This window comes from Actinomadura opuntiae, from assembly GCF_030283205.1.
Taxonomy (GTDB): Bacteria; Actinomycetota; Actinomycetes; order Streptosporangiales; family Streptosporangiaceae; genus Spirillospora.
On record NZ_JASNWF010000014.1, the window covers coordinates 113,657 to 135,427 of the forward strand.

28 protein-coding genes are annotated in these 21,771 nt (G+C 72.7%); 14 read left to right on the forward strand and 14 right to left on the reverse strand.

Features of this window, described 5'->3' with window-relative positions; genetic code table 11:
• Positions 1-731: 731 nt before the first annotated feature.
• Together QP089_RS28740 and QP089_RS28745 are read left to right on the forward strand one after the other, a co-directional pair.
• Positions 732-1,307, forward strand: a complete 576-nt coding sequence (locus QP089_RS28740; RefSeq protein WP_285915618.1) for a TIGR03086 family metal-binding protein — start codon at positions 732-734, stop codon at positions 1,305-1,307.
• A gap of 148 nt (positions 1,308-1,455) precedes the next feature.
• Positions 1,456-1,998: a DinB family protein gene (locus tag QP089_RS28745; protein WP_285915619.1), complete on the forward strand. Its 543-nt coding sequence runs from the start codon at positions 1,456-1,458 to the stop codon at positions 1,996-1,998.
• Positions 1,999-2,002: 4 nt separating this feature from the next.
• Here QP089_RS28745 and QP089_RS28750 read toward each other — a convergent pair whose 3' ends face one another.
• Positions 2,003-2,404: a nuclear transport factor 2 family protein gene (locus QP089_RS28750; protein ID WP_285915620.1), complete on the reverse strand. Its 402-nt coding sequence runs from the start codon at positions 2,402-2,404 to the stop codon at positions 2,003-2,005.
• Between the two features lie 242 nt (positions 2,405-2,646).
• Between QP089_RS28750 and QP089_RS28755 the strand changes: the two genes are divergently transcribed.
• Positions 2,647-3,393 (forward strand): GNAT family N-acetyltransferase, encoded by a 747-nt coding sequence (locus QP089_RS28755; protein ID WP_285915622.1) that lies wholly within the window; start codon positions 2,647-2,649, stop codon positions 3,391-3,393.
• 34 nt (positions 3,394-3,427) lie between these two features.
• Here QP089_RS28755 and QP089_RS28760 read toward each other — a convergent pair whose 3' ends face one another.
• Positions 3,428-4,186, reverse strand: coding sequence for a class I SAM-dependent methyltransferase (locus QP089_RS28760; RefSeq protein ID WP_285915623.1), 759 nt, complete (start codon positions 4,184-4,186; stop codon positions 3,428-3,430).
• Positions 4,183-4,848 carry a PhzF family phenazine biosynthesis protein gene (locus QP089_RS28765; RefSeq protein WP_285915624.1) on the reverse strand — a complete coding sequence of 222 codons (666 nt, stop codon included), beginning with the start codon at positions 4,846-4,848 and terminating at the stop codon, positions 4,183-4,185. The genes QP089_RS28760 and QP089_RS28765 overlap by 4 nt, the downstream gene beginning before the upstream one ends.
• 97 nt (positions 4,849-4,945) lie before the next feature.
• On the opposite strand from QP089_RS28765, the gene QP089_RS28770 reads away from it, so the two are divergent.
• Positions 4,946-5,518, forward strand: a complete 573-nt coding sequence (locus QP089_RS28770; protein ID WP_285915625.1) for a cysteine hydrolase family protein — start codon at positions 4,946-4,948, stop codon at positions 5,516-5,518.
• Here the strand turns inward: QP089_RS28770 and QP089_RS28775 are convergent.
• Entirely contained in the window at positions 5,512-5,709 is a 198-nt protein-coding gene (locus tag QP089_RS28775) for a hypothetical protein (RefSeq protein ID WP_285915626.1), read from the reverse strand. The two genes, QP089_RS28770 and QP089_RS28775, sit on opposite strands and share 7 nt — an antisense overlap.
• 10 nt (positions 5,710-5,719) lie before the next feature.
• On the reverse strand, positions 5,720-5,902 hold the full coding sequence (locus QP089_RS28780) for a hypothetical protein (protein WP_285915628.1): 183 nt from the start codon (positions 5,900-5,902) through the stop codon (positions 5,720-5,722).
• A gap of 88 nt (positions 5,903-5,990) precedes the next feature.
• Between QP089_RS28780 and QP089_RS28785 the strand changes: the two genes are divergently transcribed.
• A complete protein-coding gene (locus QP089_RS28785; RefSeq protein ID WP_285915630.1) occupies positions 5,991-6,440 on the forward strand; it encodes a MarR family winged helix-turn-helix transcriptional regulator in 450 nt (149 codons plus the stop codon).
• On the opposite strand, the gene QP089_RS28790 is transcribed toward QP089_RS28785, so the two are convergent.
• Entirely contained in the window at positions 6,437-6,799 is a 363-nt protein-coding gene (locus QP089_RS28790; protein WP_285915632.1) for a winged helix-turn-helix transcriptional regulator, read from the reverse strand. The two genes, QP089_RS28785 and QP089_RS28790, sit on opposite strands and share 4 nt — an antisense overlap.
• Positions 6,800-6,856: 57 nt before the next feature.
• Here QP089_RS28790 and QP089_RS28795 point away from each other — a divergent pair, with 57 nt between their 5' ends.
• Positions 6,857-7,243 carry a YybH family protein gene (locus QP089_RS28795; RefSeq protein WP_285915634.1) on the forward strand — a complete coding sequence of 129 codons (387 nt, stop codon included), beginning with the start codon at positions 6,857-6,859 and terminating at the stop codon, positions 7,241-7,243.
• A gap of 44 nt (positions 7,244-7,287) precedes the next feature.
• Here the strand turns inward: QP089_RS28795 and QP089_RS28800 are convergent, their stop codons facing one another.
• Positions 7,288-8,976 (reverse strand): protein kinase domain-containing protein, encoded by a 1,689-nt coding sequence (locus QP089_RS28800; protein WP_285915636.1) that lies wholly within the window; start codon positions 8,974-8,976, stop codon positions 7,288-7,290.
• Positions 8,977-9,111: 135 nt separating this feature from the next.
• Between QP089_RS28800 and QP089_RS28805 the strand changes: the two genes are divergently transcribed.
• Entirely contained in the window at positions 9,112-9,750 is a 639-nt protein-coding gene (locus QP089_RS28805) for a hemerythrin domain-containing protein (RefSeq protein WP_285915637.1), read from the forward strand.
• A gap of 4 nt (positions 9,751-9,754) precedes the next feature.
• Here the strand turns inward: QP089_RS28805 and QP089_RS28810 are convergent, their stop codons facing one another.
• From QP089_RS28810 to QP089_RS28820, 3 genes are read right to left on the reverse strand one after another with little or no spacing between them, the layout of a single operon-like run.
• Complete coding sequence (locus tag QP089_RS28810; protein WP_285915639.1) at positions 9,755-10,477, reverse strand: hypothetical protein; 723 nt, start codon at positions 10,475-10,477, stop codon at positions 9,755-9,757.
• 3 nt (positions 10,478-10,480) lie between these two features.
• Positions 10,481-10,765, reverse strand: coding sequence for a chorismate mutase (locus QP089_RS28815; RefSeq protein WP_285915641.1), 285 nt, complete (start codon positions 10,763-10,765; stop codon positions 10,481-10,483).
• 32 nt (positions 10,766-10,797) lie between these two features.
• A complete protein-coding gene (locus QP089_RS28820; protein ID WP_285915643.1) occupies positions 10,798-12,132 on the reverse strand; it encodes a GH1 family beta-glucosidase in 1,335 nt (444 codons plus the stop codon).
• A gap of 140 nt (positions 12,133-12,272) precedes the next feature.
• Between QP089_RS28820 and QP089_RS28825 the strand changes: the two genes are divergently transcribed.
• Positions 12,273-12,911 carry a TetR/AcrR family transcriptional regulator gene (locus QP089_RS28825; RefSeq protein WP_285915644.1) on the forward strand — a complete coding sequence of 213 codons (639 nt, stop codon included), beginning with the start codon at positions 12,273-12,275 and terminating at the stop codon, positions 12,909-12,911.
• Positions 12,912-13,049: 138 nt separating this feature from the next.
• Positions 13,050-13,658 carry an LURP-one-related family protein gene (locus QP089_RS28830; protein ID WP_285915645.1) on the forward strand — a complete coding sequence of 203 codons (609 nt, stop codon included), beginning with the start codon at positions 13,050-13,052 and terminating at the stop codon, positions 13,656-13,658.
• Positions 13,659-13,670: 12 nt separating this feature from the next.
• Here the strand turns inward: QP089_RS28830 and QP089_RS28835 are convergent, their stop codons facing one another.
• Both QP089_RS28835 and QP089_RS28840 read right to left on the reverse strand, forming a co-directional pair.
• Positions 13,671-14,276 (reverse strand): response regulator transcription factor, encoded by a 606-nt coding sequence (locus QP089_RS28835; RefSeq protein ID WP_285915647.1) that lies wholly within the window; start codon positions 14,274-14,276, stop codon positions 13,671-13,673.
• Entirely contained in the window at positions 14,273-15,448 is a 1,176-nt protein-coding gene (locus tag QP089_RS28840) for a sensor histidine kinase (protein WP_285915648.1), read from the reverse strand. Before QP089_RS28840 ends, QP089_RS28835 begins: the two co-directional genes overlap by 4 nt.
• Positions 15,449-15,734: 286 nt before the next feature.
• On the opposite strand from QP089_RS28840, the gene QP089_RS28845 reads away from it, so the two are divergent.
• The 4 genes from QP089_RS28845 (at position 15,735) to QP089_RS28860 (ending at position 19,189) form a co-directional block, all read left to right on the forward strand.
• Positions 15,735-16,838: a ferritin-like domain-containing protein gene (locus tag QP089_RS28845; RefSeq protein ID WP_285915649.1), complete on the forward strand. Its 1,104-nt coding sequence runs from the start codon at positions 15,735-15,737 to the stop codon at positions 16,836-16,838.
• A 270-nt stretch (positions 16,839-17,108) separates the two neighbouring features.
• Positions 17,109-18,059, forward strand: coding sequence for a hypothetical protein (locus QP089_RS28850; RefSeq protein WP_285915651.1), 951 nt, complete (start codon positions 17,109-17,111; stop codon positions 18,057-18,059).
• Between the two features lie 59 nt (positions 18,060-18,118).
• Positions 18,119-18,436, forward strand: coding sequence for a hypothetical protein (locus QP089_RS28855; RefSeq protein ID WP_285915652.1), 318 nt, complete (start codon positions 18,119-18,121; stop codon positions 18,434-18,436).
• A 114-nt stretch (positions 18,437-18,550) separates the two neighbouring features.
• Positions 18,551-19,189 (forward strand): septal ring lytic transglycosylase RlpA family protein, encoded by a 639-nt coding sequence (locus QP089_RS28860; protein ID WP_285915653.1) that lies wholly within the window; start codon positions 18,551-18,553, stop codon positions 19,187-19,189.
• 105 nt (positions 19,190-19,294) lie between these two features.
• Here QP089_RS28860 and QP089_RS28865 read toward each other — a convergent pair whose 3' ends face one another.
• Positions 19,295-20,221 carry a prolyl oligopeptidase family serine peptidase gene (locus QP089_RS28865; RefSeq protein WP_285915654.1) on the reverse strand — a complete coding sequence of 309 codons (927 nt, stop codon included), beginning with the start codon at positions 20,219-20,221 and terminating at the stop codon, positions 19,295-19,297.
• A gap of 352 nt (positions 20,222-20,573) precedes the next feature.
• On the opposite strand from QP089_RS28865, the gene QP089_RS28870 reads away from it, so the two are divergent.
• Complete coding sequence (locus QP089_RS28870) at positions 20,574-20,936, forward strand: YkvA family protein (protein ID WP_285915655.1); 363 nt, start codon at positions 20,574-20,576, stop codon at positions 20,934-20,936.
• Positions 20,937-20,984: 48 nt separating this feature from the next.
• Here the strand turns inward: QP089_RS28870 and QP089_RS28875 are convergent, their stop codons facing one another.
• Positions 20,985-21,731: an IclR family transcriptional regulator gene (locus QP089_RS28875; RefSeq protein WP_285915657.1), complete on the reverse strand. Its 747-nt coding sequence runs from the start codon at positions 21,729-21,731 to the stop codon at positions 20,985-20,987.
• Positions 21,732-21,771 lie beyond the last annotated feature (40 nt).

Genomic DNA, 21,771 nt, shown 5'->3' on the forward strand with positions numbered 1-21,771 from the left:
GGCTACGCGGCTCTCAACACCACCGGCCCGGTGAAGCGGCGCGCCCCTCGGCCCTTCGCCCGATGCATACCTATTTCTTGGAACACGCGGACGTGGGCGGGCGGTGGGGGCGGCGCGACCAGGCGGGGCAGGCGGAGCCTGCCCTTAGGCGCTGCCTCAGGGGCCGCAGAGGCTCCAAAGTCAAGGGTGGACGAAGTCCATCGCGAAGCGACGCCGAAGGCGCCCTTGACTTTGGAGGGGCGGCCCCGTACGCAGCGCCGCCCCCACCGCCCGCTCGCCCTTTGCCCATGACCCCATATCAACGGATCCGTGTACGGCCGCCCATAGCTACGCGGTGCCGCCACCAACTCGAACCCCTAACCCCTCACACGCACCCTCGATGCCGGGCGCCTGATACCGGCCCCGTACTGCAATCACCAGGCCCCACCCCCTGGGCCGCAGTCGCAAGGCCGCAGTCGCAAGGCCGTAGCCACCGCGTCCGGCATCCACGTCCGGCGTCCGTGTCGCGTCTGGCCTGCGCGTCTGGCCTTCGGGTCCGGCCTCTGGGGTCATGGGGCGGGTTCTTCTCGTGAGTGCGCTCCACGGGTGGCATCGCAGGCGGTGCTGCTCGGCGCGGTTGCTTCAGGGCCAGGTCCTTCTGTTAACGCAGTTACGACTTGCGTTTGTTGGGACGGTGGGGATACTGTTCTGTCAAACGCAGTTGGTGACTGCTTTAGCGTTCGGAGGGCGACATGAGCGATGTGATCGATCAGATCGATCGGGCCTTGGTGATGGTGGCGGGGGTCGTTGATGGCATCAGTGGTGACCAGCTCGGGCTGCCTTCGCTGTGTGCGGGGTGGGATGTGCGGGCGGAGCTTAACCACCTTGTGGGCGGGATGCGGATCTTTGCCGCCGAACTCGAGGGCACTGACCCGGGCGGTCGTCATGAGGACGACTGGCTCGGCGGGGATCCGCAGGCGGCGTTCGCAGCGGCGGCCGGTCTCGATCGGGCGGCCTGGCATCGTCCGGGTGTCCTCGAAAAAGAGGTCCGGCTGGGGTTCGGGGTGCTGCCCGGGCCGATGGCGGCGCTCGTCCACCTCACCGAACTGCTCGCCCACGGTGCTGATCTGGCCGTTGCCACCGGTCAGGAAGAGCTTGTCGACCAGGACGCCTGCCGGGGTCTGCTCGCGGTCATGAGGGGGATGGACTTCAGCGCCTTTCGGCGGCCTGGCATGTTCGGTCCCGAGCGTCTCGCGCCGGACGGGGCGGAGCCGCATCGGGAGCTTCTGGCCTTTCTTGGCCGCGATCTCGGGGCGACTGCGCAGTGAAGGGCGTCGTGTCGTGACTGCGGCTGCCGGGCAATGGCGGTGTCCTGCATAAATGGCTTCAGCGGCGGTGTTACGGCCGCGCGGCCATTCGAGAAGGGGCAGCGGTAAATGACGAGTGCGCTCGAATGACTCGTGATTTACTGCCCCCATGACCACTGTGCGGGATTCGATCGTGCGGGCGTTCGACGAGGTGTGGCGGCGGACGCGGGGCCGGCTCGAAGGGCTCACCGACGACGAGTACCTGTGGGAACCCGCGCCGGACGGGTGGACGCTCCGTCCGGACGCCGGCGGCCGGTGGCTGATCGACGGGGAGGGCGGCGGCGGGCCCGCTCCCGATCCGGTGCCGGTGGCGACCATTGCGTGGCGCATCGGCCATGTCGGGCTGACGTTCATCGACTACGGCACCCGGCTCTTCCATGGCCGGAACATCACGCTGGACGACGTCGAATTCTCCGGAACGGCCGACGGCGGGCTCGGGTTTCTGGAGACGGCCTTTCGTGTCCATTGGCGGGAGCCGCTCGGCGCGATGGCCGATGAGCGCTGGTGGGGGCCGTCCGGTCCCGCTTTCTTCGGCTACGCCGACTACCCGGTCATCGACACCGCGCTGCACGTGCTGGACGAGTTCACCCATCACACCGCCGAACTCGGCGTCCTGCGCGACCTGTACCAGCATCGGACCGCCGGTGGCTGAGGTCTCATTCGTCGAGCCGCCTGGTGACCTGGTCCACTTGCTGGATGCGTCCGTCGGGCGCGAGGCGGCCGAACATGTAGATCTCCGCGGCGAACGTCTTCCCCTTCCGCATTCTGGTGCGGAGCGTGTACCGCGCGGCGATCCGGTCGCCGGAGACCATCGCCTCGTAGATTTCCAGGCCGGACCGGTCGGCGGCCGCCATCGCCGCCTTGTCGATGTTCTTGCGGACCGGTCCCGCGTGCTCGATCATCCGCCGGCGGTCGATCGCGAGACCGTCATTGCGGTACGCGAAGTCCGGCACGAAGTAGCGGTCCAGGACCGCGGCCGGGTCCTCGTCCGAGACGGCCATGTCGCGGGTGTAGTCGGTGAGGAAGTCGGTCAGGTCGCGTGCGGTGCGGATGCTCATGGGCGCCCCTCGTAGGAGTACGTCGTACGCTTACCTGCCGCACACCGCCCCCGTAGGGGGAGTGATCATGGATCGCGTAGATTGATCCGGTCGTCCGATCGCTATCCCGAGGAGTGAGGCCTGTGCCTGCGACCCGCTGACGGGCCGCTGCGCACCACCGGACCATCGTCCGGTGCTGGTTACGGAGCGGCCCGTGCACGCCGCCGTTCCCATTCACCCGAACCAGTAGGGGTTTCCTCACCATGTTCGAATCCGACGTGCACGCCTATCTGCGTGCCGCCGCGGGCGACGCCGCCGTCCGCGTTCCGCCGTTCCTCGCCAGGCTGGACGAGCACGACGACGGGCTGTTCTTCAACTACGCCGTCCCGGACGACGGCGCCCGGCCCACCTCGCGGGACGTCGCGAATCTCATCGCGGCGTTCGCGGATCGCCGCCGGACGCCGCGGCTGGAGTACCTGCCCGCCGCGGCCCCCGGTGTGGAGGCGGCGCTGCTGGCCGCCGGGTTCCGCCAGGAGCGGAGACTGCCGATCCTCACGTGCGAAGGCATGCCGCCGATGCCGGAGACCAGCGGGCCGGTCGAGGTCGTCAAGGCCGCGGACGACGCGCTGTTGTGGCAGGTCGCGCGGGTGCAGAGCGAGGCGTACGGCATGCCGGAGGCCGCGGAGCACGACGTGGCGCGGCTGCGGCGAGTCGTCGAGCGCGGCGGTCTGGTGGCGCTGGCCGTGGACGCGGCGAGCGGCGAAGGCGTCGGCGCCGGTCAGTTCGGTCCGCCGCACCGGGGCGTCAGCGAGCTCGCGGGCGTCGGCGTGCGCGCGTCCCATCGGCGGCGCGGGATCGCGGCGGCGGTGACGGCGTGGCTCACGCGCGAGGCCCGGACCATCGGGATCACCAAGCCGTTCCTGATGCCGGACAACGACGACGCGGAACGCATCTACCGGCGCGCGGGCTACGAGCGCGCGACCGAGATCCTGCACATTTCGCGGCCATAGCCGGGGGCGGGGCCCGGCCCGAGCCGGGCCCCGCTCACGCGGGCTTGCGCGCCTCGATCAGGAAGCGGGACGAATGCGCGACGAATGAGCCGTCGCGCTGGATCAGCTCGTGCATGTCCCGCAGCCGGTCGCGGTAGCGCTCGACGGTGAAGCCGGGAACGATCCAGATCACCTTGCGCAGGAAGTAGACGACCGCGCCGATGTCGAAGAACTCCATGCGCAGCCGTTCGAAGCGCAGGTCGATCACGTCGAGGCCGGCGGCGCGGGCGTCCGCGCTCTCGATCTCCGGGTCGCGTTTGCTCCGCGCCTTGGGCTGCGGCCCGAGGAAGAACTCGGTCACCTCGAAGACGCTGGCGGGCCCGACGTGCTGGGCGAAGTAGGCGCCGCCTGGCGCGAGGACGCGGGCGATCTCCGCCCACCAGACGACCGCGGGGTGACGGCTGGTGACCAGGTCGAACGCGCCGTCGGCGAACGGCAGCGGCGGCTCGTCGGGATGGACGACCACCGCCGCGCCGCGCGGGTGCAGCAGCCGCGTGGCCTTGACGACGTTGGGCGGCCACGACTCCGTCGCGACCATCGTCGGCGGGAAGGCCGCGGCCTCGGCCAGGACCTCGCCGCCGCCGGTCTGGACGTCCAGCGCCGCGGTGGCCATCGCCAGCCGCTCGCTCATCAGGCGCTGGTAGCCCCACGAGGGCCGCTGCTCGGTCGCGCGGCCGTCCAGCCAGGTGAAGTCCCAGCCGTCGACGGAGACGGAGTCGGCTTCTTCGACCAGGTCATCGAAGGTGCGGTTCATGGGGCCATGCTCGCAGCCCGCGGCTCGCGCCGGACCCGTCCGGCCACCTCGACCAGGTCGCCGGGGCGCGGCGCCGTCATGATCTGCGAGCCCCGACCCTGGGTGACGGTGAGCGGACGGCCGAGGCGGGACGTCAGCAGGAGCGCGGCGGCGCCGGTCGCCTCGTCCTCGTCGATGCCGTCGCCGCGGCCGGGGAACCCGCGGGCGCGGACCCGGCCGGACGGCTCGTCCTGCCACGCCCACGCGTAGATCCATTCGCCCGGCGGCGGGACGGGCAGCGCGTCGACCTCCTCGGCCGACCCGTACTGCCGGAGGGTGCGGCCGGGTGCCCAGTCGGCGCGCCCGGTGATCCAGGTGAGGTCGCCGTCGCGCCGGACGTCCACCACGCCCGCCGCGGTGACCAGGGCGGGGACGCCGAGCAGCCAGGCGGCGCCGACGCAGGGATGCCCGGCGAACGGCAACCGCGCGGAGGGGGTGTAGATGTCGATGGCGCCGCGCCCGGCGTCGTCGATGAAGATCGTCTCGCTGAAGCCCAGCTCGCGCGCGACCTCCTGGCGGCGGGCCGCGCCGGGGACGGCGGCGCCGTCGCGGACGACGCCGAGCCGGTTGCCGTGCGCCCCTCCGGCGTCGCAGAAGACGCGCACCACCTCATAGTCGATCATCCGGACAGTCAATCACGCTGCCATGACAACCCCCGGTTGTCGATCCGGCCGGACGGCTGTTGGACGCGGCGCCCCGTCCGGCGATGTCATGTCCGCCGTGAACCGAGAGACGCAGACCCTTCTGGTGATGGACGTGCAGCACGCGGTGGCGGCGCAGTTGGGAGACCGGGCGGACGGTTACCTGTCCCGGCTGGCGGAGACGGTGAAGGCGGCCCGCTCGGCGGATGTGCCGGTGATCCACGTCCGGGTCCGGCACCGTGACGGCCACCCGGAGATCGGGCCGCTGAACAAGCCGTTCCAGGGCCTGCTCGGCACGGACACGATCACCGAGTCGAACCCGGGCAGCGAGATCCATCCGGCGGTCGCGCCGCTGCCCGGCGAACCCGTCCTCGACAAGCGGTTCTTCAGCGCGTTCGCCGGCACGGACCTGGACGCGCTCCTCCGTGCGCGCGGTGCCGGGACGCTCGTGCTGACCGGCCTGGCGACCAGCGGCGTCGTCATCAGCACCCTGCGGGACGCGACGGAGCGGCAGTACGCGCAGATCGTCCTGTCGGACGGGTGCGACGACGCCGACGAGGAGATGCACCGCTTCCTGGTCGAACGGTTCTTCCCGCGCGAGGCCGACGTCTTGACGAGCGCGGAGTGGACGGCCGGGCTCGCGCCTCAGTGACCCATGACCAGGAAGACCACGCCGGCGACCACGTGCGCGATGACGGTCACCGCGAGCATGACCACGAACAGGTACTTGGCGGTCGGGTGGCCGAACTGCGAGCCCGTCCGGGCGCCCTGCGCGGAGCGGTCCTGAGCCTGCTGCTCCAGGTCGTCCAGGGAGGGCAGGAACGACGGGCGGCGGAGTGCCATGCGTGCTCCCTCAGCCCATGACGGCGAACAGGACGCCGCCGATGACGTGGGCGGCCACGGTCACGGCCAGCAGCCCGATGAACAGGTACCTGGCGGTGGGGTGGTCGAACTGGCCGCCGCTCCCGGCGGGGCGGGGGCCGAGTTCGGCCTGGCGGCGGGCGATGCGCTCTTCCAGGGGTGCCCTGCCGAACATGCGTCCTCCGTTGCCTCGCCAACCGTTGGTGCACAAAACATTGCCGTAGTAACCTTTATAGCCGAGGCACCCGGCGAGCGGAGGTTCCGTGGCACGTGATCTGGACGACGTTCCCGACCCGCTCGCGCTGGAGAACCAGGTCTGCTTCGCGCTGGTGGTGGCGTCGCGCAGCGTGCTCGCGCTCTACCGGCCGCTCCTGGAGCCGATGGGCCTGACGCATCCGCAGTACCTGGTGATGCTGGCGCTCTGGGAGCACGGGCGGCTGTCGGTCAAGGAGCTGAGCCGGCTGCTCCAGCTCGATCCGGGGACGCTGTCGCCGCTGCTCAAGCGGCTGGAGTCCGCCGGGCTCGTCCGCCGCGAGCGCGACGTCCGCGACGAGCGGCTGCTCGCCGTCACCGTCACCGAGGCGGGCCGGGCCCTCCGCGCGGAGGCGGAGAGGATCCCGGCCACGATCATGCAGCGGCTCGGCATGGGCCGTGGCGAGCTGGAGGACCTGCACGGCACCCTCACCCGCGTCATCGCCGCCGCCACCCCTTAGGGTGCCCCGGCGCCCCAGTCCCAGAGGGCCTGCAGCACCGGGCCGAGGCGCCGGCCCCGGTCGGTGAGGCTGTAGCGGGTGCGGGGCGGCACGCCCGGTTCGCGGCGCCGGTCGAGGACGCCGGCGCGGACGAGATGGGCGAGCCGGTCGGCGAGCACCTTGTCCGACAGCGCGGGCAGCGCGGCCCGCAGCCCGGTGAAGGAGCGGTCGCCGCGCAGCAGCTCGCGGATCACCAGCGTCGTCCACCGTCCGCGCAGCGCGTCGAGGGCGATCTCCACCGGGCAGGACGGGTCCGGCGCGGCGGCGTCCGCGCGGGGGTCGTCGGGCAGTCCCGGGCGACTGACCGTTTGGTGAGCCATGAACGGGCCTCCTAGCGTTGCCGCGTCTCGACGATCTTGTCTACCGGAAGGATCACGATGCGGCGGCCGGCGATGCGTCCCGAGGACGTCCCCCAGGTGTTCGAGGAGCGGTTCAACAGCGGAGACACCGCGGCGGTGGCGGACCTGTACGAGGACGGCGCGGTGTTCGTGCCCGAACCGGGCGCCGGCCTGAGCGGCGCGGATGCCCGTGCGGCGAACGAGCGGTTCGTGGCCCTCGGCGTGCCGATCAAGGTCACCCCGCGGCACGTCTACGCGGCGGGCGACGTGGCGCTGCTGATCGTCGACTGGGTGATCGACGGCACGGGCCGGGACGGCGTGCCGGTGCACATCGAGGGCACCGCGACGGACGTGGCGAGGCGCGGCGCGGACGGGTGCTGGCGCTACGCCGTCGACAATCCGTTCGGGGTCGCCGGGCTGGGATGATTCGGGCATGCGGTTCGGCATCCTGGCCGACTACGCAGGGGCGTCTACGCGTTCGACGTCGTGAACCGCTCGATGGTGACCTTCAGCTTCGGCGTGCCGTCCTGCGCGGGCTCCGCGCCGGCCTGGGCCACCTTGTCGACGATGCCCATGCCGGACGTGACGTGCCCGAACACCGTGTAGCTCTTGGGCAGCGACGTCGTGTCCCCGTACAGGATGAAGAACTGGCTCCCGTTGGTGTCGGGGCCCGCGTTGGCCATCGCCACGGTCCCGCGCGTGTACGCGGCCTCGCCGAGGTTCTCGTCGGGGAACCGGTAGCTCGGACCGCCCGACCCGGTCCCGGACGGGTCGCCGCACTGGAGCACCTTGAGGGACGCGTCGGTGGTGAGCCGGTGGCAGTGCGTCCCGTCGAAGTACTTCTTCCCCGCCAGGTACATCACCGAGTTCACGGTGCAGGGCGCCTTCGCGGCGTCCAGGTCGAGGTTCAGCGTGCCGAGGTTGGTCTTCATGGCGGCGTGGACGGTGCCCGTCGCCTGCGCGACCGGCGGCGGCGTGCCCACGTCCTTGACATTGCCGCCGGAGGACGGCGCCAGGTAGGTGCAGCGGCCCCCGCCGGCGCCCCTCGCACCGGTGGTGGCGGGTGTGACGGCGGCGCCGGTCACGTGCCGTGCCGACGGCTTGCCGCCGTCGTCCTTCAGCAGGAGGGCGGCGGTCGTCGTCGCGGCCGCCAACAGGACCACGCCCGCGACCGCACCCACGATCAGCAGCGCCTTGTTGCCCTTCGGCGGAGCCGCCGGGACGGTCTGGAACGGCGGCGGGACCGGCCCGGGCATCGTCGCCGGCGGCGCGAAGGGAGCGGGCGGCGGGAGCGTCGCGGCGGTCAGCGTCGCCGCCGCCGACGTGCCCTCCGCCAGCAGGTTCCCGTCCGGTCCGGTGCCGAGCAGCCGCGTCAGCACCTGCAACGCCGTCGGACGCCGCGCCGGGTCCTTCTCCAGGCTCGCCGCCACGAGCGCGCCCAGCTCCCCGGACAGCACGCCCAGCGCCGGCGGCGCGTACAGCACCCGATGCATGATCGCCGGGACGGTGTCGACGCCGAACGGCGGCGTCCCGTTCGCGGCGTAGGCCATGGTGCAGCCCCACGCGAACATGTCCAGCGGCGCCCCGCCCGCCGCGCCCGACACCTGCTCCGGCGCCATGTACGCGGGCGTGCCGACCGCGCCCGTCAGCGTCGCCGACGTCGCCTCCAGCGGCCGCGCGACGCCGAAGTCGATGACCTTCGGGCCGTCCGGGCCGAGCAGCACGTTCGCGGGCTTGAAGTCGCGGTGCACGACGCCCGCCTCGTGGATCGCGGCCAGCGCGGTCGCCGTGCCGATGGCGAGGCGCCGCAGCTCCGGCTCCGGCATCGGACCGCGCCCGGCGACCAGTTCCCGCAGGGACGGGCCGTCGATGTACTCGCTGACGATGTAGGGCGCCTCGCCGCCGGCCTCCGCCGCGAACACCCGCGCCGTGCAGAACGGCGCGACCCGCCGCGCCGCCGCCAGCTCCCGGTCGAACAGCGTCCGGGCCCGCTCGTCCCCCTCGATCTCGGCGCGCAGCACCTTCACGGCGACGCGCTCGCCGTCGTCCGACTCGCCCAGGTAGACCGTCCCCTGGGCGCCCTCGCCGACCCGTCCCGTCAACCGGTACCCGCCGACCTCGGTCGGGTCGTTCGGACGCAGCGGCCGTGGCTCCGCCATGCACGGACCTCCAAGACGAGGGAAGAGGTCGCAACCCTACCGATCTCCGGGCGATTTTCTTCGCCCCGGCGGTCACATCCGTTCCGGGCGCTTCGTCAATGCGGTGTACGAGCCGAACGGGTGAGGAGAACCGCGATGAGCAAGCTGGACATGTCGAGCATGTACGCCTTCCACGACGCGCTGCGCCGCGAACTGCGGCACATCGCCGAGGTCACCGAGCGTCCGGACGACGACCCCCGGCAGGTGCTGGCCACCGCCGTCGGCTGGGAGCTGTTCAAGAAGGCGCTGCACATCCACCACACCGCCGAGGACGACGCGCTGTGGCCGGCGATGCGCGCGGCGCTCGCCGGCCGTCCGGACGACCTGGCGCTGCTGGACGCGATGGAGGCCGAGCACGCGGCGGTCGACCCGGCCATCGACGCGGTCGACGCGGCGCTCGCCGACCGCGAGACGGGACCGGCGCGCCTCGGTGAGCTCACCGACGTCCTGGCCACCGCGCTGACCGCGCACTTGAAGCACGAGGAGGACGAGGCGCTCGCGCTGATCGACGCGACCTTGACCGAGGAGCAGTGGCGGCACTTCGGCCAGGTCAGCGGGCAGCGCGTCGGCGCGGACGTGTCGCGGATCATCCCGTGGATGCTGGACGGCGCGTCCGAGCGGGCGACCGCGGCGATGCTCGCGCCGCTGCCCGAGCCGGTCCGGGCGGCGTACGCCAACGAGTGGGTCCCGGCGTACAGGGCCCTCGACCTGTGGGCCGCCCGCGCCGGGGCCTGACCGTTCAGAACGGGCCGCGCAGCAGCGAGTCGGTCTCGGCGAGCAGTTCGAGGACCGTCTCGTCCCCGGCCCGCTCGAAGGCGTCGCCGACCGCGCGGGCGGCGGCGCCTTCGGTGAGCCAGGCGACGACCTGCCGGTACGGGCGGCTCCCGGTGTCCCAGAAGCCGGCGCGCACGCCGGGCCGCCTGCCCCGCCAGGTCAGCTCGTCGGCGGCGAAGTCGCGCAGGTCCCTGATCGCGGCCTCGGACGGCAGCCGCGCCCATCCGGCGAGGTGGGACGACACGTCGGGGAGGGCGGCGGCGAGCGCGCAGAGCGCCCGGCCGATCGGCAGGGGGCCGGGGCGGTCGAGCAGCGTGCGCGTCCAGAACGCGTCGAGGAACGCGGCGACGGCGTCGCGCTGACCCCACCGCTCCCAGCCCGCCTGGCCGAGCTTGCCGAAGACGATCTCGGTGTCGGGGTAGGCGAACGCGTCGCCGGCGGCGAGTTCCAGCAGGCGGGGCGCGAAGTACCGGAAGTCGTTCTCGTCGCCCCAGGTGCTGAGCGCCTTCGCGGCGTAGCGCGCCAGGTCCTGCGCGCCGAGGTCGCGCGGCGGGCGCGCCAGCAGCGGCCGGTCGGCGTCGGGCGGGACGCAGCACGGGCAGCCCACGACCCGGGTCGGCCGCGGGACGTGGGCGAACGCCGCGTACAGGGCGTCCGCCGCGTCCCGGTAAGGCGCGTCGGGGGGCATGGGTCAGGGGGTGGTGCGGCGTGCGTGCTCGTCCAGTTCGAGGTCGATGAACGCGCCGATCATCGCCCGCCACACCGCCTCGGCGACGTCGGGGGACAGCCCGGCGGACGCGGCGCGGTCGCGGGCCAGCGCGACGACCTGCTCGACCCGGCCGGGCGCGCGGACGGCGCCCGCGTCGGCCTTGAACGCGGCGGCGGCCCGCACGAGCCTCTGGCGGTCGGCCAGCAGCCGGACGAGGTCGGCGTCGATGGCGTCGATCTGGGCGCGGACCTCGGAGAGCGAATCCATATCGGGATCCTGGCAGGAACGCCTGTTTTGCGTCACTTCGATGACGCGGCGATGAGGTCCCGGTACCAGCCGTAGGACTTCTTCGGCGTCCGCTTCTGCGTCTCGTAGTCGACGTGAACGAGCCCGAACCGCGGGTGGTAACCCTCGGCCCACTCGAAGTTGTCGAGGAGGGACCAGGCGAAGTAGCCGCGGATGTCGACGCCCTCGTCGATGGCGGTCCGCATCGCCTTGATGTGCGCGGCGAGGAACTCGATGCGGGCCGTGTCGTCCACCGTGCCGTCGGCGGCGACCTCGTCGGGGAACGAGCAGCCGTTTTCGGTGACGTAGAGCGGCGGCAGCCGGGTCCCGTACCGCTCGTTGAGGTCGCGCAGCAGGGACAGGAACGCCTCGGGGACGATCGGCCAGCCCATCCCGGTGACCGGGTACTCGGTGATGTCCACCATCTCGAAGGGGAGCGGGCCGCCGTCGGACGGCGCCCGGAGCCGGGTCGGGTTGTAGTAGTTCACCCCCAGGAAGTCGATCGGCGACGCGATCACGGACATGTCCAGGTCGTGGACGTGGGGCGCGAGGTCGGGGCCGCCGAACGCCGCGACGTCGGGGTAGGCGCCCGTCAGGACCGGATCGGTGAACATCCGGTTCATGAAGGTGTCGAAGGCGAGCGCGGCCCCCCGGTCGGCCCCGGACGCCGGGTCGGCGGGCCAGGCGGGCGAGTAGTGGTTCGTCAGGCCGACCCGGCGGGCGCCCCGGCTGCGCAGCGCGGTGACGGCGAGGCCGTGGCCGAGGAGCTGGTGGTGCGCGGTCGGCAGCGCGTCCAGCATCAGCGTCTCGCCGGGCGCGTAGACGCCGAACGCGTAGCCGTAGGCGGTGACGACGACCGGCTCGTTCAACGTGATCCACGTGCCGACGCGGTCGGCGAGGCGCTCGGCGGCGCGGTAGGCGAACTCGGCGAACCGGTAGGCGGTGTCGCGGTTCATCCAGCCGCCCGCGTCCTCCAGCGGCTGCGGCAGGTCCCAGTGGTAGAGCGTGACGGCGGGGTCGATGCCCGCGGCGAGCAGCGCGTCCACGAGGCGGTCATAGAAGTCGAGGCCCCGGGGATTGGCGGCGCCGCTGCCGGACGGCTGGACGCGCGGCCACGCGATGGAGAACCGGTAGGAGTTCACCCCGAGGGCGCGCATCAGCCCGACGTCCTCGGGCCAGCGGTGATAGTGGTCACAAGCGACGTCCCCGGTGTGGCCGTCCCGCACCCTGCCCGGGGTGTGAGCGAAGACGTCCCAGGTCGACGGCCCGCGGCCGTCCTCGTGCACGGCGCCTTCCACCTGGTAGGCGGCGGTCGCCACGCCCCAGCGGAAGCCCTCCGGAAACCCCATCGGCACCTTCCCCACAAACGCGAATACTGTTCGGACTTTACGGGGCGGGGTGGTCGGCGCGGAAGAGTCCCGTGACCGCCGGGTGGGGAACGCGCCCCGCGCCATGACCGAGCATGGCGGGTTCGGGTGACAATGGTGGCGTGACCGAGATCCGCACCCCGCTCCGCCGACGTCCCGCCCAGCGCCGCAGCGCAGAACGCGTCCAGCGGATGCTCGACGCGTGCGCGGACATCCTCGACGAGGACGGCTACGACGGCCTGACCACCACGCGGATCGCGCAGCGCGCCGAGGTCGCCATCGGTTCGGTGTACCAGTTCTTCCCCGACAAGCGGGCCGTCGCGCAGGCGCTCGCGCTGCGCAACCTCGAGGTGTTCGGGCAGCGGATCTCCGCCCGGCTCGCCGGCGGCGTGTTCGCCGACTGGTCCGACACGGTCGGCGTCATCATCGAGATCTTCGTCGAGATGCACCGCACCGTGCCGGGGTTCCGGGTGCTGCGCTTCGGCGACGTCGCCGACGTCAACCTGCTCGACTCCGACGCCGACAACAACGCGGTCGTCGCCGACCGGCTCCGCGAGATGATCGTCGAGACGTTCGGCGTGCAGGACACCCCCGGCCTCGCCACCGCCCTCGCCATCGCGGTGGAGGCCGGCGACGCGGTGCTGAAGATGGCCTTCCGCCGCGACCCGGCCGGCGACCCGGTGATCGTCGCCGAGGCGGAGCGGCTGATCCACGGCTACCTCGCCGGGCACATCGAGGCCGGCCGCATCGACGAGGCCTGAGCCCCGCCGATCCCCGCCGGACCCCAGCTCACCCGCCCGATCCGCGTCCGTGGCGTGGCCGCCTTCGGCAATTTGCTCGGAAATCACCCAACAGCCGTCGTATATGGCAGACTCGCGCGAAAACACGACGGAACAAAGGTGAGTTCGCTGGACGCAGAGCGGCTCCAGGCACAGAACCGGCTGCTGATCCGGCAGCGGGTGCGCCTGATGGTCAACCAGTACGAGGTGCACGCCGAGGACCCCGACGGCGGCGAGGGCGAGCTGCTGGCGTTCGCGCAGCAGAAGCGGCTGGCGTTCAAGGAGCAGGTGACGCTGTACGCCGACGACTCCAAGACGCGCCCCCTCCTCGGCTTCAAGGCGCGCAAGCGCATCGACCTGGCCTCGGCCTACGACATCACCGACGCGGGCGGTCAGCCCATCGGGGTCTTCCGCAAGGACTTCAAGAAGTCGCTGATCGCCTCGACCTGGCATCTGGAGCAGCCCGGCCTCGGCGTGACGACGGGCACCGAGCGCAACAAGTTCGTCGCGGTGCTGCGCCGGCTGTGGAACTTCATCCCGTACGCGGAGAACCTGCCGTTCGCGTGGCCGTACCACTTCGACTTCTACGCGGGCGACCAGGTCGTCTTCTCGGTGGAGAAGAAGTTCGGCCTGCGCGACCGCTACGTCGTCGACATCAAGGACCCGCGGCTCGACCGGCGCCTCGTTGTCGCGCAGGCCGTCGGCCTCGACGCCCTCCAGTCCCGCTGACGGCGGACGCGGCTACAGCCAGCCCTGGGCGCGCGCGGCGTGGACGGCCTCGATGCGGTTGCGGGCGCCGACCTTGTTGATGGCCGACGACAGGTAGTTGCGGACGGTCCCCTCCGACAGGTGCAGCCGGCCCGCGATGTCGGCGATCGTGGAGCCGTCCGCGCCCGCGTCCAGGACGTCGCGCTCGCGCGGTGACAGCGGGTTCGGTCCGGCGCTCAGCGCGGTGGCAGCGAGCGCCGGGTCGATGACGCGCTCGCCGGCGACGACGCGGCGGATCGCGGCGGCCAGCTCCTGGGCCGGGCCGTCCTTGACCAGGAACGCCGCCGCCCCGGCCTCCATCGCGCGGCGCAGGTAGCCGGGGCGGCCGAACGTCGTCAAGATCATGATCTTGCAGTCGGGGGCGGCGGCGCGGATCCGCGGCGCGACGGCGAGGCCGTCCCCGCCGGGCATCTCGATGTCGAGCAGCGCCACGTCCGGTCGCGTGCGGCCGGCGACCGCGACCGCCTCCTCGCCGCCGGACGCCTCGCCGACGACCTCGAGGTCGTCCTCCAGGCCGAGCAGCGCCGCCAGGGCGCCCCGCACCATCCGCTGGTCCTCGGCGAGCATCACGCGGATCACGGACAGGACTCTACCGGCGCCCTCCGCGCGTCCGCGGGCGCGAGCGGCACGCGCAGCGCGAGCCGGAAGCCGCCGCCGTCCAGGGGGCCGGCCGACACCGTCCCGCCCGCGTCCGCGACCCGCTCCGCCAGGCCCGCCAGCCCGTGTCCAGGCGCGTGCCCCTCGGGGGCCTTCCCGCACCCGTCGTCGACGATCTCCAGGGTGGCCACGCCGTCCGCCCGGCCGACCGTGATCGTGACGCGGCGGGCGCGGGCGTGCCGGACGATGTTGGTGACGCCCTCCCGGACCGCCCAGCCGAACAGCCCGTCGACCCGGTCGGGCAGCGGCGCGCCGGGCGTGCGGACGACGGCCTCGGTCTCGGCGGCCGCCAGCACCGCGCGGGCGCCGTCCAGCTCCTCGGCGAGGTCGCGCCGCCGGTATCCGGAGATCGCGGCGCGGACGTCGGCGAGCGACTGGCGCGCCACCGACTCGATGTCGCTCACCTCCGCCATCGCGCGGGCGTGGTCCTTCTCGTCGAGCCGCCGCGCGAGCTCGCTCTTCAGCACGATCAGCGACAGGCTGTGGCCGAGCAGGTCGTGCAGGTCGCGGGCGATGCGCAGCCGCTCGTCGGCGGCGGCGAGCCGGGCGACCTCGCTGCGCGCCTCGCGCAGCTGCTGGACGAGCGTGCGCGCGTGCCGGAACCCGAACATCATCAGCCCGAGCGACAGCGAGGTGACGCCGATGGCCGGCAGCGCGCCCCCGGCGCCGAGGATCAGCGCGCACTGCAGGGCGGCCAGCGCCGTCGCGCCCGCGATGCCCCACGGCACCCGGTTCATCGGCAGCGTCATCGCGGCGACGATCGACAGGTAGATCGGGGCGCCGACCCACTGGTCGCCGAACGCGAACGGCAGCGCGGCGCTGACGGCCGCGAACGCGGCGAGCAGCGCGTAGGTGCGCGGCCGGATCGGGGCGATCCAGTTGTCCAGGCTGAGCGGCGTCGCGTAGTACAGGGCGACGAACGCGGCCAGCGCGAGCGCGGCGAGGGCGAGCCTGGTCCCGCCGTAGCCGGCGACGGCCTGGCCGAGCGGGATCATGTAGATGAGCCCGAACGAGGACCACAGCGCGCGCCGCCGGCGCGACCTGCCGGGGTCGGGGACGTCCAGATCGTCGCCGCCGAAGAGCCTCGTGGTCATGACGCCTGAATCGTATGCCGGGGCGCGGGGGCGGCGGGCGCGCCGGGCCCGCCCGCTTCGGCGGCCGCGGGCCCGGACCGTTGCGTCATGCCCTTGACGCTACGAACACCCAGGTCGGACCGGTAGTGAACCTTGTCGTGGCGCGGCGATGACTTTTGTCATGGTCACCTTGCCTCCGCCGTGGGTCTGGTCTCCCCGCGCTTTACATGTTACGAAGGTATGTAAAGCGGTGGGCGGAGCACACCCGCGCCGCGACGCTGCGGCGCAACCCCGAGGAGGATCCCCCGTGAGTTCCTACGACCTCTACTCCACGCCCGTGCCCACGGAGACGTGGAACGTCCCCATGGCCGGCGACGCCCGGTTCACCTGGGAGTACGACGAGGGGCGCGACCGGCTGCTGAGCCTGTACCAGAAGGGCAAGGACAAGCAGTGGGACGCCGCCAAGCGCATCGACTGGGACCTTGAGGTCGATCCGGTCAACGTCGCCGGGCTGCCGGAGAACTTCAACCCCCTCGTCGGCTCCGACATCTGGGACAAGATGTCGCAGAAGGAGCGCGACGAGTTCGGCCGCCACCAGGGGTCCTGGCTGTTCAGCCAGTTCCTGCACGGCGAGCAGGGCGCGCTGAACGTCTCGGCGCGCATCGTCCAGTCGGTCCCCGACCTGGACTCCAAGTTCTACGCCGCGACGCAGACGATGGACGAGGCGCGGCACGTCGAGCTGTACGCCAGGTTCGTGCACGAGAAGATCGGGATGTACTACCCGATCAACCAGGACCTGGCCAAGCTGCTCGCCGAGTCGCTGGAGGACAGCCGCTGGGACCTGCCCTACCTCGGCATGCAGGTGCTCATCGAGGGCCTCGCGCTCGCCGCGTTCGGGCTGTACCGCGACATGTCGACCAACCCGCTGGTCAAGCAGCTGCTCGCGTACGTCATGCAGGACGAGGCGCGGCACGTCGCGTTCGGCCGGCTGGCGCTCAAGGACTACTACGCGGAGCTCACCGACAAGGAGCGGGCCGAGCGCGAGGAGTTCGTGGTCGAGGGCTGCTACCTCATGCGCGACCGGTTCAAGGGCCGCGAGGTGTTCGAGCAGATGAACATGCCGGTGGAAAAGTGCATGGAATACGTCGACAACTCGGACATGTACACGCTCTACCAGTCGCTGCTTTTCAGCCGGATCGTGCCGTGCGTCCGGGACGTCGGCCTCTGGGGCGACAAGGTGCAGGCCGCCTATGCCGATATGGGCGTCCTGGACAACGCCAAGGCCGACCTCGAGGCGCTGATGCGCCAGGACGAGGAGATCGCCGAGAAGGTCGACGAGGAGAAGTACGCCGCCGAGCTGGCCGCCCGCAAGGAGGAGGTCGAGGAGGCCATCACCCTCGGCGCGGAGTGACCCGGCGCCGCGCGCCGGACCGGCGCGGCCCGCCGCGGGCGGCTGCGGGCGGCGAGGTAACGGCGCGGTGAAAGGCGGGGACGTCCACGGGCGTCCCCGCTTCGCCTTTCCGTAGATCTTTATCGGGTTCCCCTGATCGATTCCCATATTCGGCATGCGCGGCATCCGGGCTGTACTAACGTGCCCGCTCGACGGTGCGCCGGAAATCGCACGCCGCAGGCGCACGCAGACCGCGCAGAGTCGATCCGAGAAACTCGGGGGAAAAAAGACATGAACCGATCCGCCAGAAACCTGCTGGGCCTGACCGTGGCGGTCCCGCTGGCCGCGGCACTGACCGCCGCCGCGCCCGCGAACGCCACCGAGGGCCCGGCGGCCGACCTCGTCTACGGGGCGGTCGGGCAGGTCGGCCCCGCGCTGCCGCCGGTGGCGCCGCCCGCCCCCGTCCCGGACGCCGCGGGCCGCGCCGCCGCCCTCACCACCGGCACCGCCGACGGCGCGCTCCGGTCCGCGGCGCGCCCCGCGACCCGCACCGGCCTGGCCCCGTCGCTGCCCGTGTCGCGTACCGGCGCCCGCCCGGCCGCCCGCGCCGCCTGCAAGATCGACCCGGTCACGACCGTGGACGGCACCCGCGTCACCCGGCTGCTGCCGCGCCAGACGATGACGCTGACGCCCGGCCAGGACGCCGCGCCGATCTCCGCGCCGCGCAGCGGCAGCTGCCTCGGCTCGGCCGCCCGCACCACCGGCCGGCCCGCCGCGTCCCCGTTCCCGGCGCCGGTCGGCGAGGCCGCGAAGGTGCCCGGACGCGTCGTCGGGCGCGTCACCGCCGTCCCGAAGCGGGTGACGGGCAGCAAGGTCGGGAAGATGGCCGGGGCCGCGGCGGCGCTGCCGAACGGCCGGTCCGCGGCGTCCGGGGGGCCGCTCGGCGACGCGGTGACGCTCGGGCTGCCGGGCGACGCCGCCTCGCTGCGCTCCGCCGCGCCGATCTCGATGGTGCTGCCGGACGCGGCCGCGGCGCGGCGCGGCAAGCCGGCGCCGACGAGCCTGGTCGGCGAGACGAACGACACCGTGCACGAGATGCACGCCCAGGTCGGCGACGTCGTCAACGTGCTGAAGACGCGGGAGCGGCCGTCCGACACCGGGCGCGCCGCGTCCGGCGACGGTCTGCTCGGCGAGCTGCACGGCCCGCCGGTCTACCTGCCGCGGCTGCCCAAGGTGAACTGATCCGGGTCCCGCCCGGGAACCGCGGAAACCACCTCTGAACGGGGCGTTCCGGAGATGCCATGCGCATCCCGGAACGCCCCGTTCCGCTGTCAACGAACGCCCGTTATATGCCCGAGATCGCACCTTCCATGGCGGGTAAACAGGATCTTGAAATGCGCTCACCCAGCGAAGTGGATCAGCTTCGCAGGGCAAAAAGAGAGGTGACAAACCCCACAAACCAGGGGGCTGTGCTTGATTCACTCCGGACGCAACGTACGGTCAAGGACTTGTGCGGCGCTATCGAGATCAAAAGTGAAGATGCAATACCGCCGCACTTGCCGGACGCCGATGCCGTGATGACACGGCCGCGCCATGAGGAGCGCGGAGGCGGGCGCTGAGGCCCGCGGTCGGCGCGTGGCTCGGGGGACAGGGAGGTCGCCCGAGCGCGCCGCGAGAACGGCGGTGAGACACGCCGGGCGTCCGGGGTCCTGTCCCCTACCGAAGGATCCTTCGTGGGAAACCCTGACGTACGCCGTCTTTTCGCGCGCCTTCCGCGGCCGCGCCTGCGCACCGCCCTGATCGTCTCCGGCGTCGCCGCCGCGGTCCTTGCGGTCGGCGCGTTCGCCATCGTCAACGGCGGCAAGGCCCCGGCCGACTCGGCCCAGGCCGCGCAGACCGCCCCGAACGCGGCCGCCCCGGCGGCGGACCCGTCGCGGACCGCCCCGACCCGGGCCAGCCGCGGCGAGCCCCGCGACCCCGACCCGAAGCACGGCACGAAGGCGCCGCAGAAGAAGGCGAAGCCGGCGGCGGCCGCCGAGCACAAGGCCGAGCCGAAGAAGAAGGCGTCCAAGAAGAAGGTGCTGCAGTCCGGCAGCTGCGAGGCGTCGTTCTACGGCGAGGGGCAGATGACCGCCAGCGGCGAGGCCTTCGACCCCAGCGAGCTCACGGCCGCGCACAAGACGCTGCCGATGGGCTCCAAGGTCCGCGTGACCAACAAGAACAACGGCCGTTCGGTCGTCGTCCGCATCAACGACCGGGGCCCGTACGCGGGCGGCCGCTGCCTGGACCTGTCCACGGCTGCGATGAAGAAGGTCGGCGGCACGGGCGCGGGTGTCATCCCCGTCCGCTACGAGGTCCTGTCGAAGGGCTGATCACCACCACCTGACCCGCCACGCGGGGGCACCATGCTGCCCGCATGCCGGGAATCCGCCCCTGCGGGCGGGCGCCGAGCGCGGAGGCGCCCGCCCGCAGGGGTTTCAGCGCGTGACGGGCGCCGGCGCCGGATAGGGCGCGGTGTCCTGCTGCTCCGTGCTCTCCGCGGCGGCCGGCGCGGCCTCCGCCCCCGGTTCGGGACGGACGTCGGCGAGCCGCTCGCGGAACCAGTCGGTGAGCACGCCGTCCACCCGGACGGCGTCGGTGATCGGAGGCCGGGCCTCGGTGCCGGGCTCGGCGGCCAGCGCGTGCCCCATCCGGAACGTGGTGGCCTCCACCGAACCGGCGCCGCGCCGCTGCAGCACGTCGCGGAACGCGGTGACCTCGCCGGCCGGGACGACCCGGTCGCGGGCGCCGCCGACCAGCAGCAGCGGCACGTCCCGCGCGGCGATGTCGCCGGCGAGCGCGCCGAGGTCGAGCCGGTCGGCGAGCGCCTGCGCCGGATCGCTCCACGCCCGGTCGCGTCCGGCGCGCCGCTCCACCGCCCGCGCGGCCCGCGCGGGGGCGACCACGGGCGCCACCACGGCGGCCGCGCTCACCGCGACCTCGCCGCGCGCGACGGCCAGCAGCGCCGCCGCGCCGCCCGCGCTGAACCCGGCGAGCGCGACCGGCCCGTCCGGCAGCGCGAGGTCGCGGCGGATCTCCGCGAGGGCGGCGGGCAGCCCGGTCGCGGCCTGCTCGACCGCGCGGCCGTAGGCCTCGATGGCGTCGTTCTCCAGGATCGCGCCCGAGCCGAGCCCGCCCGGCGAGCGGCCCGGCAGGTCGAGGTGGACGCGCCACACCGGCACGCCCGTCATGGGGATCGCCGCCGCCAGCGCCGCCGCGGTGCGCGGCGGGTCGAACCCGGGCCAGGCGACCAGCAGCAGGGTCGGCCCCGAGGCGGTCGCGTCGACGGCAGTGGGCGGCAGCGCCACGTAGGCGACGCCCGCCGCCGTCCCGTGCACGGGTCTGTTCGTATGGTCGCCGCTCATGTCGTGGATCAGCTCCTGCGGTGCTCGACGGGCGGTGCCGGTCGTGCCTCAGGGAGGCGGCGCCCCTCCCTCGGGACCTCTCATGCTGGCAGCGGCCGACGGAGAATGCGGCGGAATCACCGCACGTTGCCCGCGGGAGTGACGAAGAACTCACTTCCGGTAACCCGAACCGGCCCGTGCGGGACGGGCGGGGCGGGCCGCCGACGATCATTCCGGCGGGCGCGGCGGCGCGCCGGTTGTGACGCGCGCCTCATGGCCGCCGCGACGGAACAAATCCGGCATGATCGGCGTCATAGAGGGACGTGGGCGCTGCGGGGGCGCGCCCTCAACGACCTCCGACCGAGGAGTGCCTGTGGACAGGAAGCGCAGCGCGGCCGCCGCCGGGCAGGCCTGGCAGATCTACAGCGAGACCCTCCAGCCGGACGCGCCGGGATTCTGGGAGCGCGTCCGCGCCGTTCCCCGGATGCTGAAGTCGGTCCTGCGCGGCCAGTACAAGGGGATGTCCTTCGGGACGCTCGGGCTGCTCGCGCTCGGGCTCGTGTACATCGTCTCCCCGATCGACGCCATCCCCGACGTCATCCCGATCGCCGGCATCGCCGACGACACCGGGCTCGCCCTCTGGCTGGCCGCGGTGCTCGTCAAGTCCGCCGGCGACTTCGTGGCCTGGGAGCGCGGCGGCCGCCCGACCGTCATCGTCGGCGAACCGATCGACTGACCTTCGTTCTCCAAGGGCGAGACCACCGCGACGGTGGTCTCGCCCTTCTCATGCCGTCGGGCCCAGCTCCTTGGCGAAGCGCTCCGCCGCGTCCCGCATGATGGGCACGACGTCGGCGACGGCCTCGCGCGTCATCCGCGCGGACGGCCCCGACACCGACAGCGCCGTCAGCGCGGGCGCCCCCTGCAACGGCACCGCGACGCAGCGGACACCGATCTCCTGCTCCTCGTCGTCCACCGCGTAACCCTGCTCGCGGATCCGGCGCAGCTCGGACAGGAGCGCGCCCTCGTCGGTGAAGGTGTTCGGTGTGTGCGCGGCCATCCCGGTCCGGCGCAGGATCTCGCGGACCCGGTCGTCCGGCAGCTGCGACAGCAGTGCCTTGCCCACGCCGGTGCAGTGCGGCTGCACCCGCCGCCCGACCTCGGTGAACATCCGCATCGAGTGCTTGGACGGCACCTGCGCCACGTACACGGCCTCGTCGCCCTCCAGCACGGCCATGTTCGCGGTCTCGCCCACCTCGTCCACCAGCTGCGACAGGACGGGGCGCGCCCACGTCCCGAGCAGCCGGTTCGCGCCCTCGCCGAGCCGGATCAGCCGCGGGCCCAGCGCGTACCGCTTGGACGGCTCCTGCCGCACGTACCCGTGGTTCACCAGCGTCCGCATGAGCCGGTAGATGGTCGGCATCGGCAGCCCGGACACCTCGGTCAGCTCCGACAGCGCCATCTCACCGCCCGCGTCCGCCAGATGCTCCAGCAGCTCGAACGCGCGCTCCAGCGACCGTACGGCCTCCGCCACCCGCGTCTCCTCTCCTCGCGATCCCCCGATTCTACGGAGA

Excerpts from the sequence above, each read along its gene's own strand:
- QP089_RS28740 (WP_285915618.1), top strand. The coding sequence starts at position 732 with ATGAGCGATGTGATCGATCAGATCGATCGGGCCTTGGTGATGGTGGCG.
- QP089_RS28745 (WP_285915619.1), top strand. The coding sequence starts at position 1,456 with ATGACCACTGTGCGGGATTCGATCGTGCGGGCGTTCGACGAGGTGTGG.
- QP089_RS28750 (WP_285915620.1), bottom strand. The coding sequence starts at position 2,404 with ATGAGCATCCGCACCGCACGCGACCTGACCGACTTCCTCACCGACTAC.
- QP089_RS28755 (WP_285915622.1), top strand. The coding sequence starts at position 2,647 with ATGTTCGAATCCGACGTGCACGCCTATCTGCGTGCCGCCGCGGGCGAC.
- QP089_RS28760 (WP_285915623.1), bottom strand. The coding sequence starts at position 4,186 with ATGAACCGCACCTTCGATGACCTGGTCGAAGAAGCCGACTCCGTCTCC.
- QP089_RS28765 (WP_285915624.1), bottom strand. The coding sequence starts at position 4,848 with ATGATCGACTATGAGGTGGTGCGCGTCTTCTGCGACGCCGGAGGGGCG.
- QP089_RS28775 (WP_285915626.1), bottom strand. The coding sequence starts at position 5,709 with ATGGCACTCCGCCGCCCGTCGTTCCTGCCCTCCCTGGACGACCTGGAG.
- QP089_RS28780 (WP_285915628.1), bottom strand. The coding sequence starts at position 5,902 with ATGTTCGGCAGGGCACCCCTGGAAGAGCGCATCGCCCGCCGCCAGGCC.
- QP089_RS28790 (WP_285915632.1), bottom strand. The coding sequence starts at position 6,799 with ATGGCTCACCAAACGGTCAGTCGCCCGGGACTGCCCGACGACCCCCGC.
- QP089_RS28795 (WP_285915634.1), top strand. The coding sequence starts at position 6,857 with ATGCGGCGGCCGGCGATGCGTCCCGAGGACGTCCCCCAGGTGTTCGAG.
- QP089_RS28800 (WP_285915636.1), bottom strand. The coding sequence starts at position 8,976 with ATGGCGGAGCCACGGCCGCTGCGTCCGAACGACCCGACCGAGGTCGGC.
- QP089_RS28805 (WP_285915637.1), top strand. The coding sequence starts at position 9,112 with ATGAGCAAGCTGGACATGTCGAGCATGTACGCCTTCCACGACGCGCTG.
- QP089_RS28810 (WP_285915639.1), bottom strand. The coding sequence starts at position 10,477 with ATGCCCCCCGACGCGCCTTACCGGGACGCGGCGGACGCCCTGTACGCG.
- QP089_RS28815 (WP_285915641.1), bottom strand. The coding sequence starts at position 10,765 with ATGGATTCGCTCTCCGAGGTCCGCGCCCAGATCGACGCCATCGACGCC.
- QP089_RS28820 (WP_285915643.1), bottom strand. The coding sequence starts at position 12,132 with ATGGGGTTTCCGGAGGGCTTCCGCTGGGGCGTGGCGACCGCCGCCTAC.
- QP089_RS28840 (WP_285915648.1), bottom strand. The coding sequence starts at position 15,448 with ATGACCACGAGGCTCTTCGGCGGCGACGATCTGGACGTCCCCGACCCC.
- QP089_RS28850 (WP_285915651.1), top strand. The coding sequence starts at position 17,109 with ATGAACCGATCCGCCAGAAACCTGCTGGGCCTGACCGTGGCGGTCCCG.
- QP089_RS28855 (WP_285915652.1), top strand. The coding sequence starts at position 18,119 with ATGCGCATCCCGGAACGCCCCGTTCCGCTGTCAACGAACGCCCGTTAT.
- QP089_RS28865 (WP_285915654.1), bottom strand. The coding sequence starts at position 20,221 with ATGAGCGGCGACCATACGAACAGACCCGTGCACGGGACGGCGGCGGGC.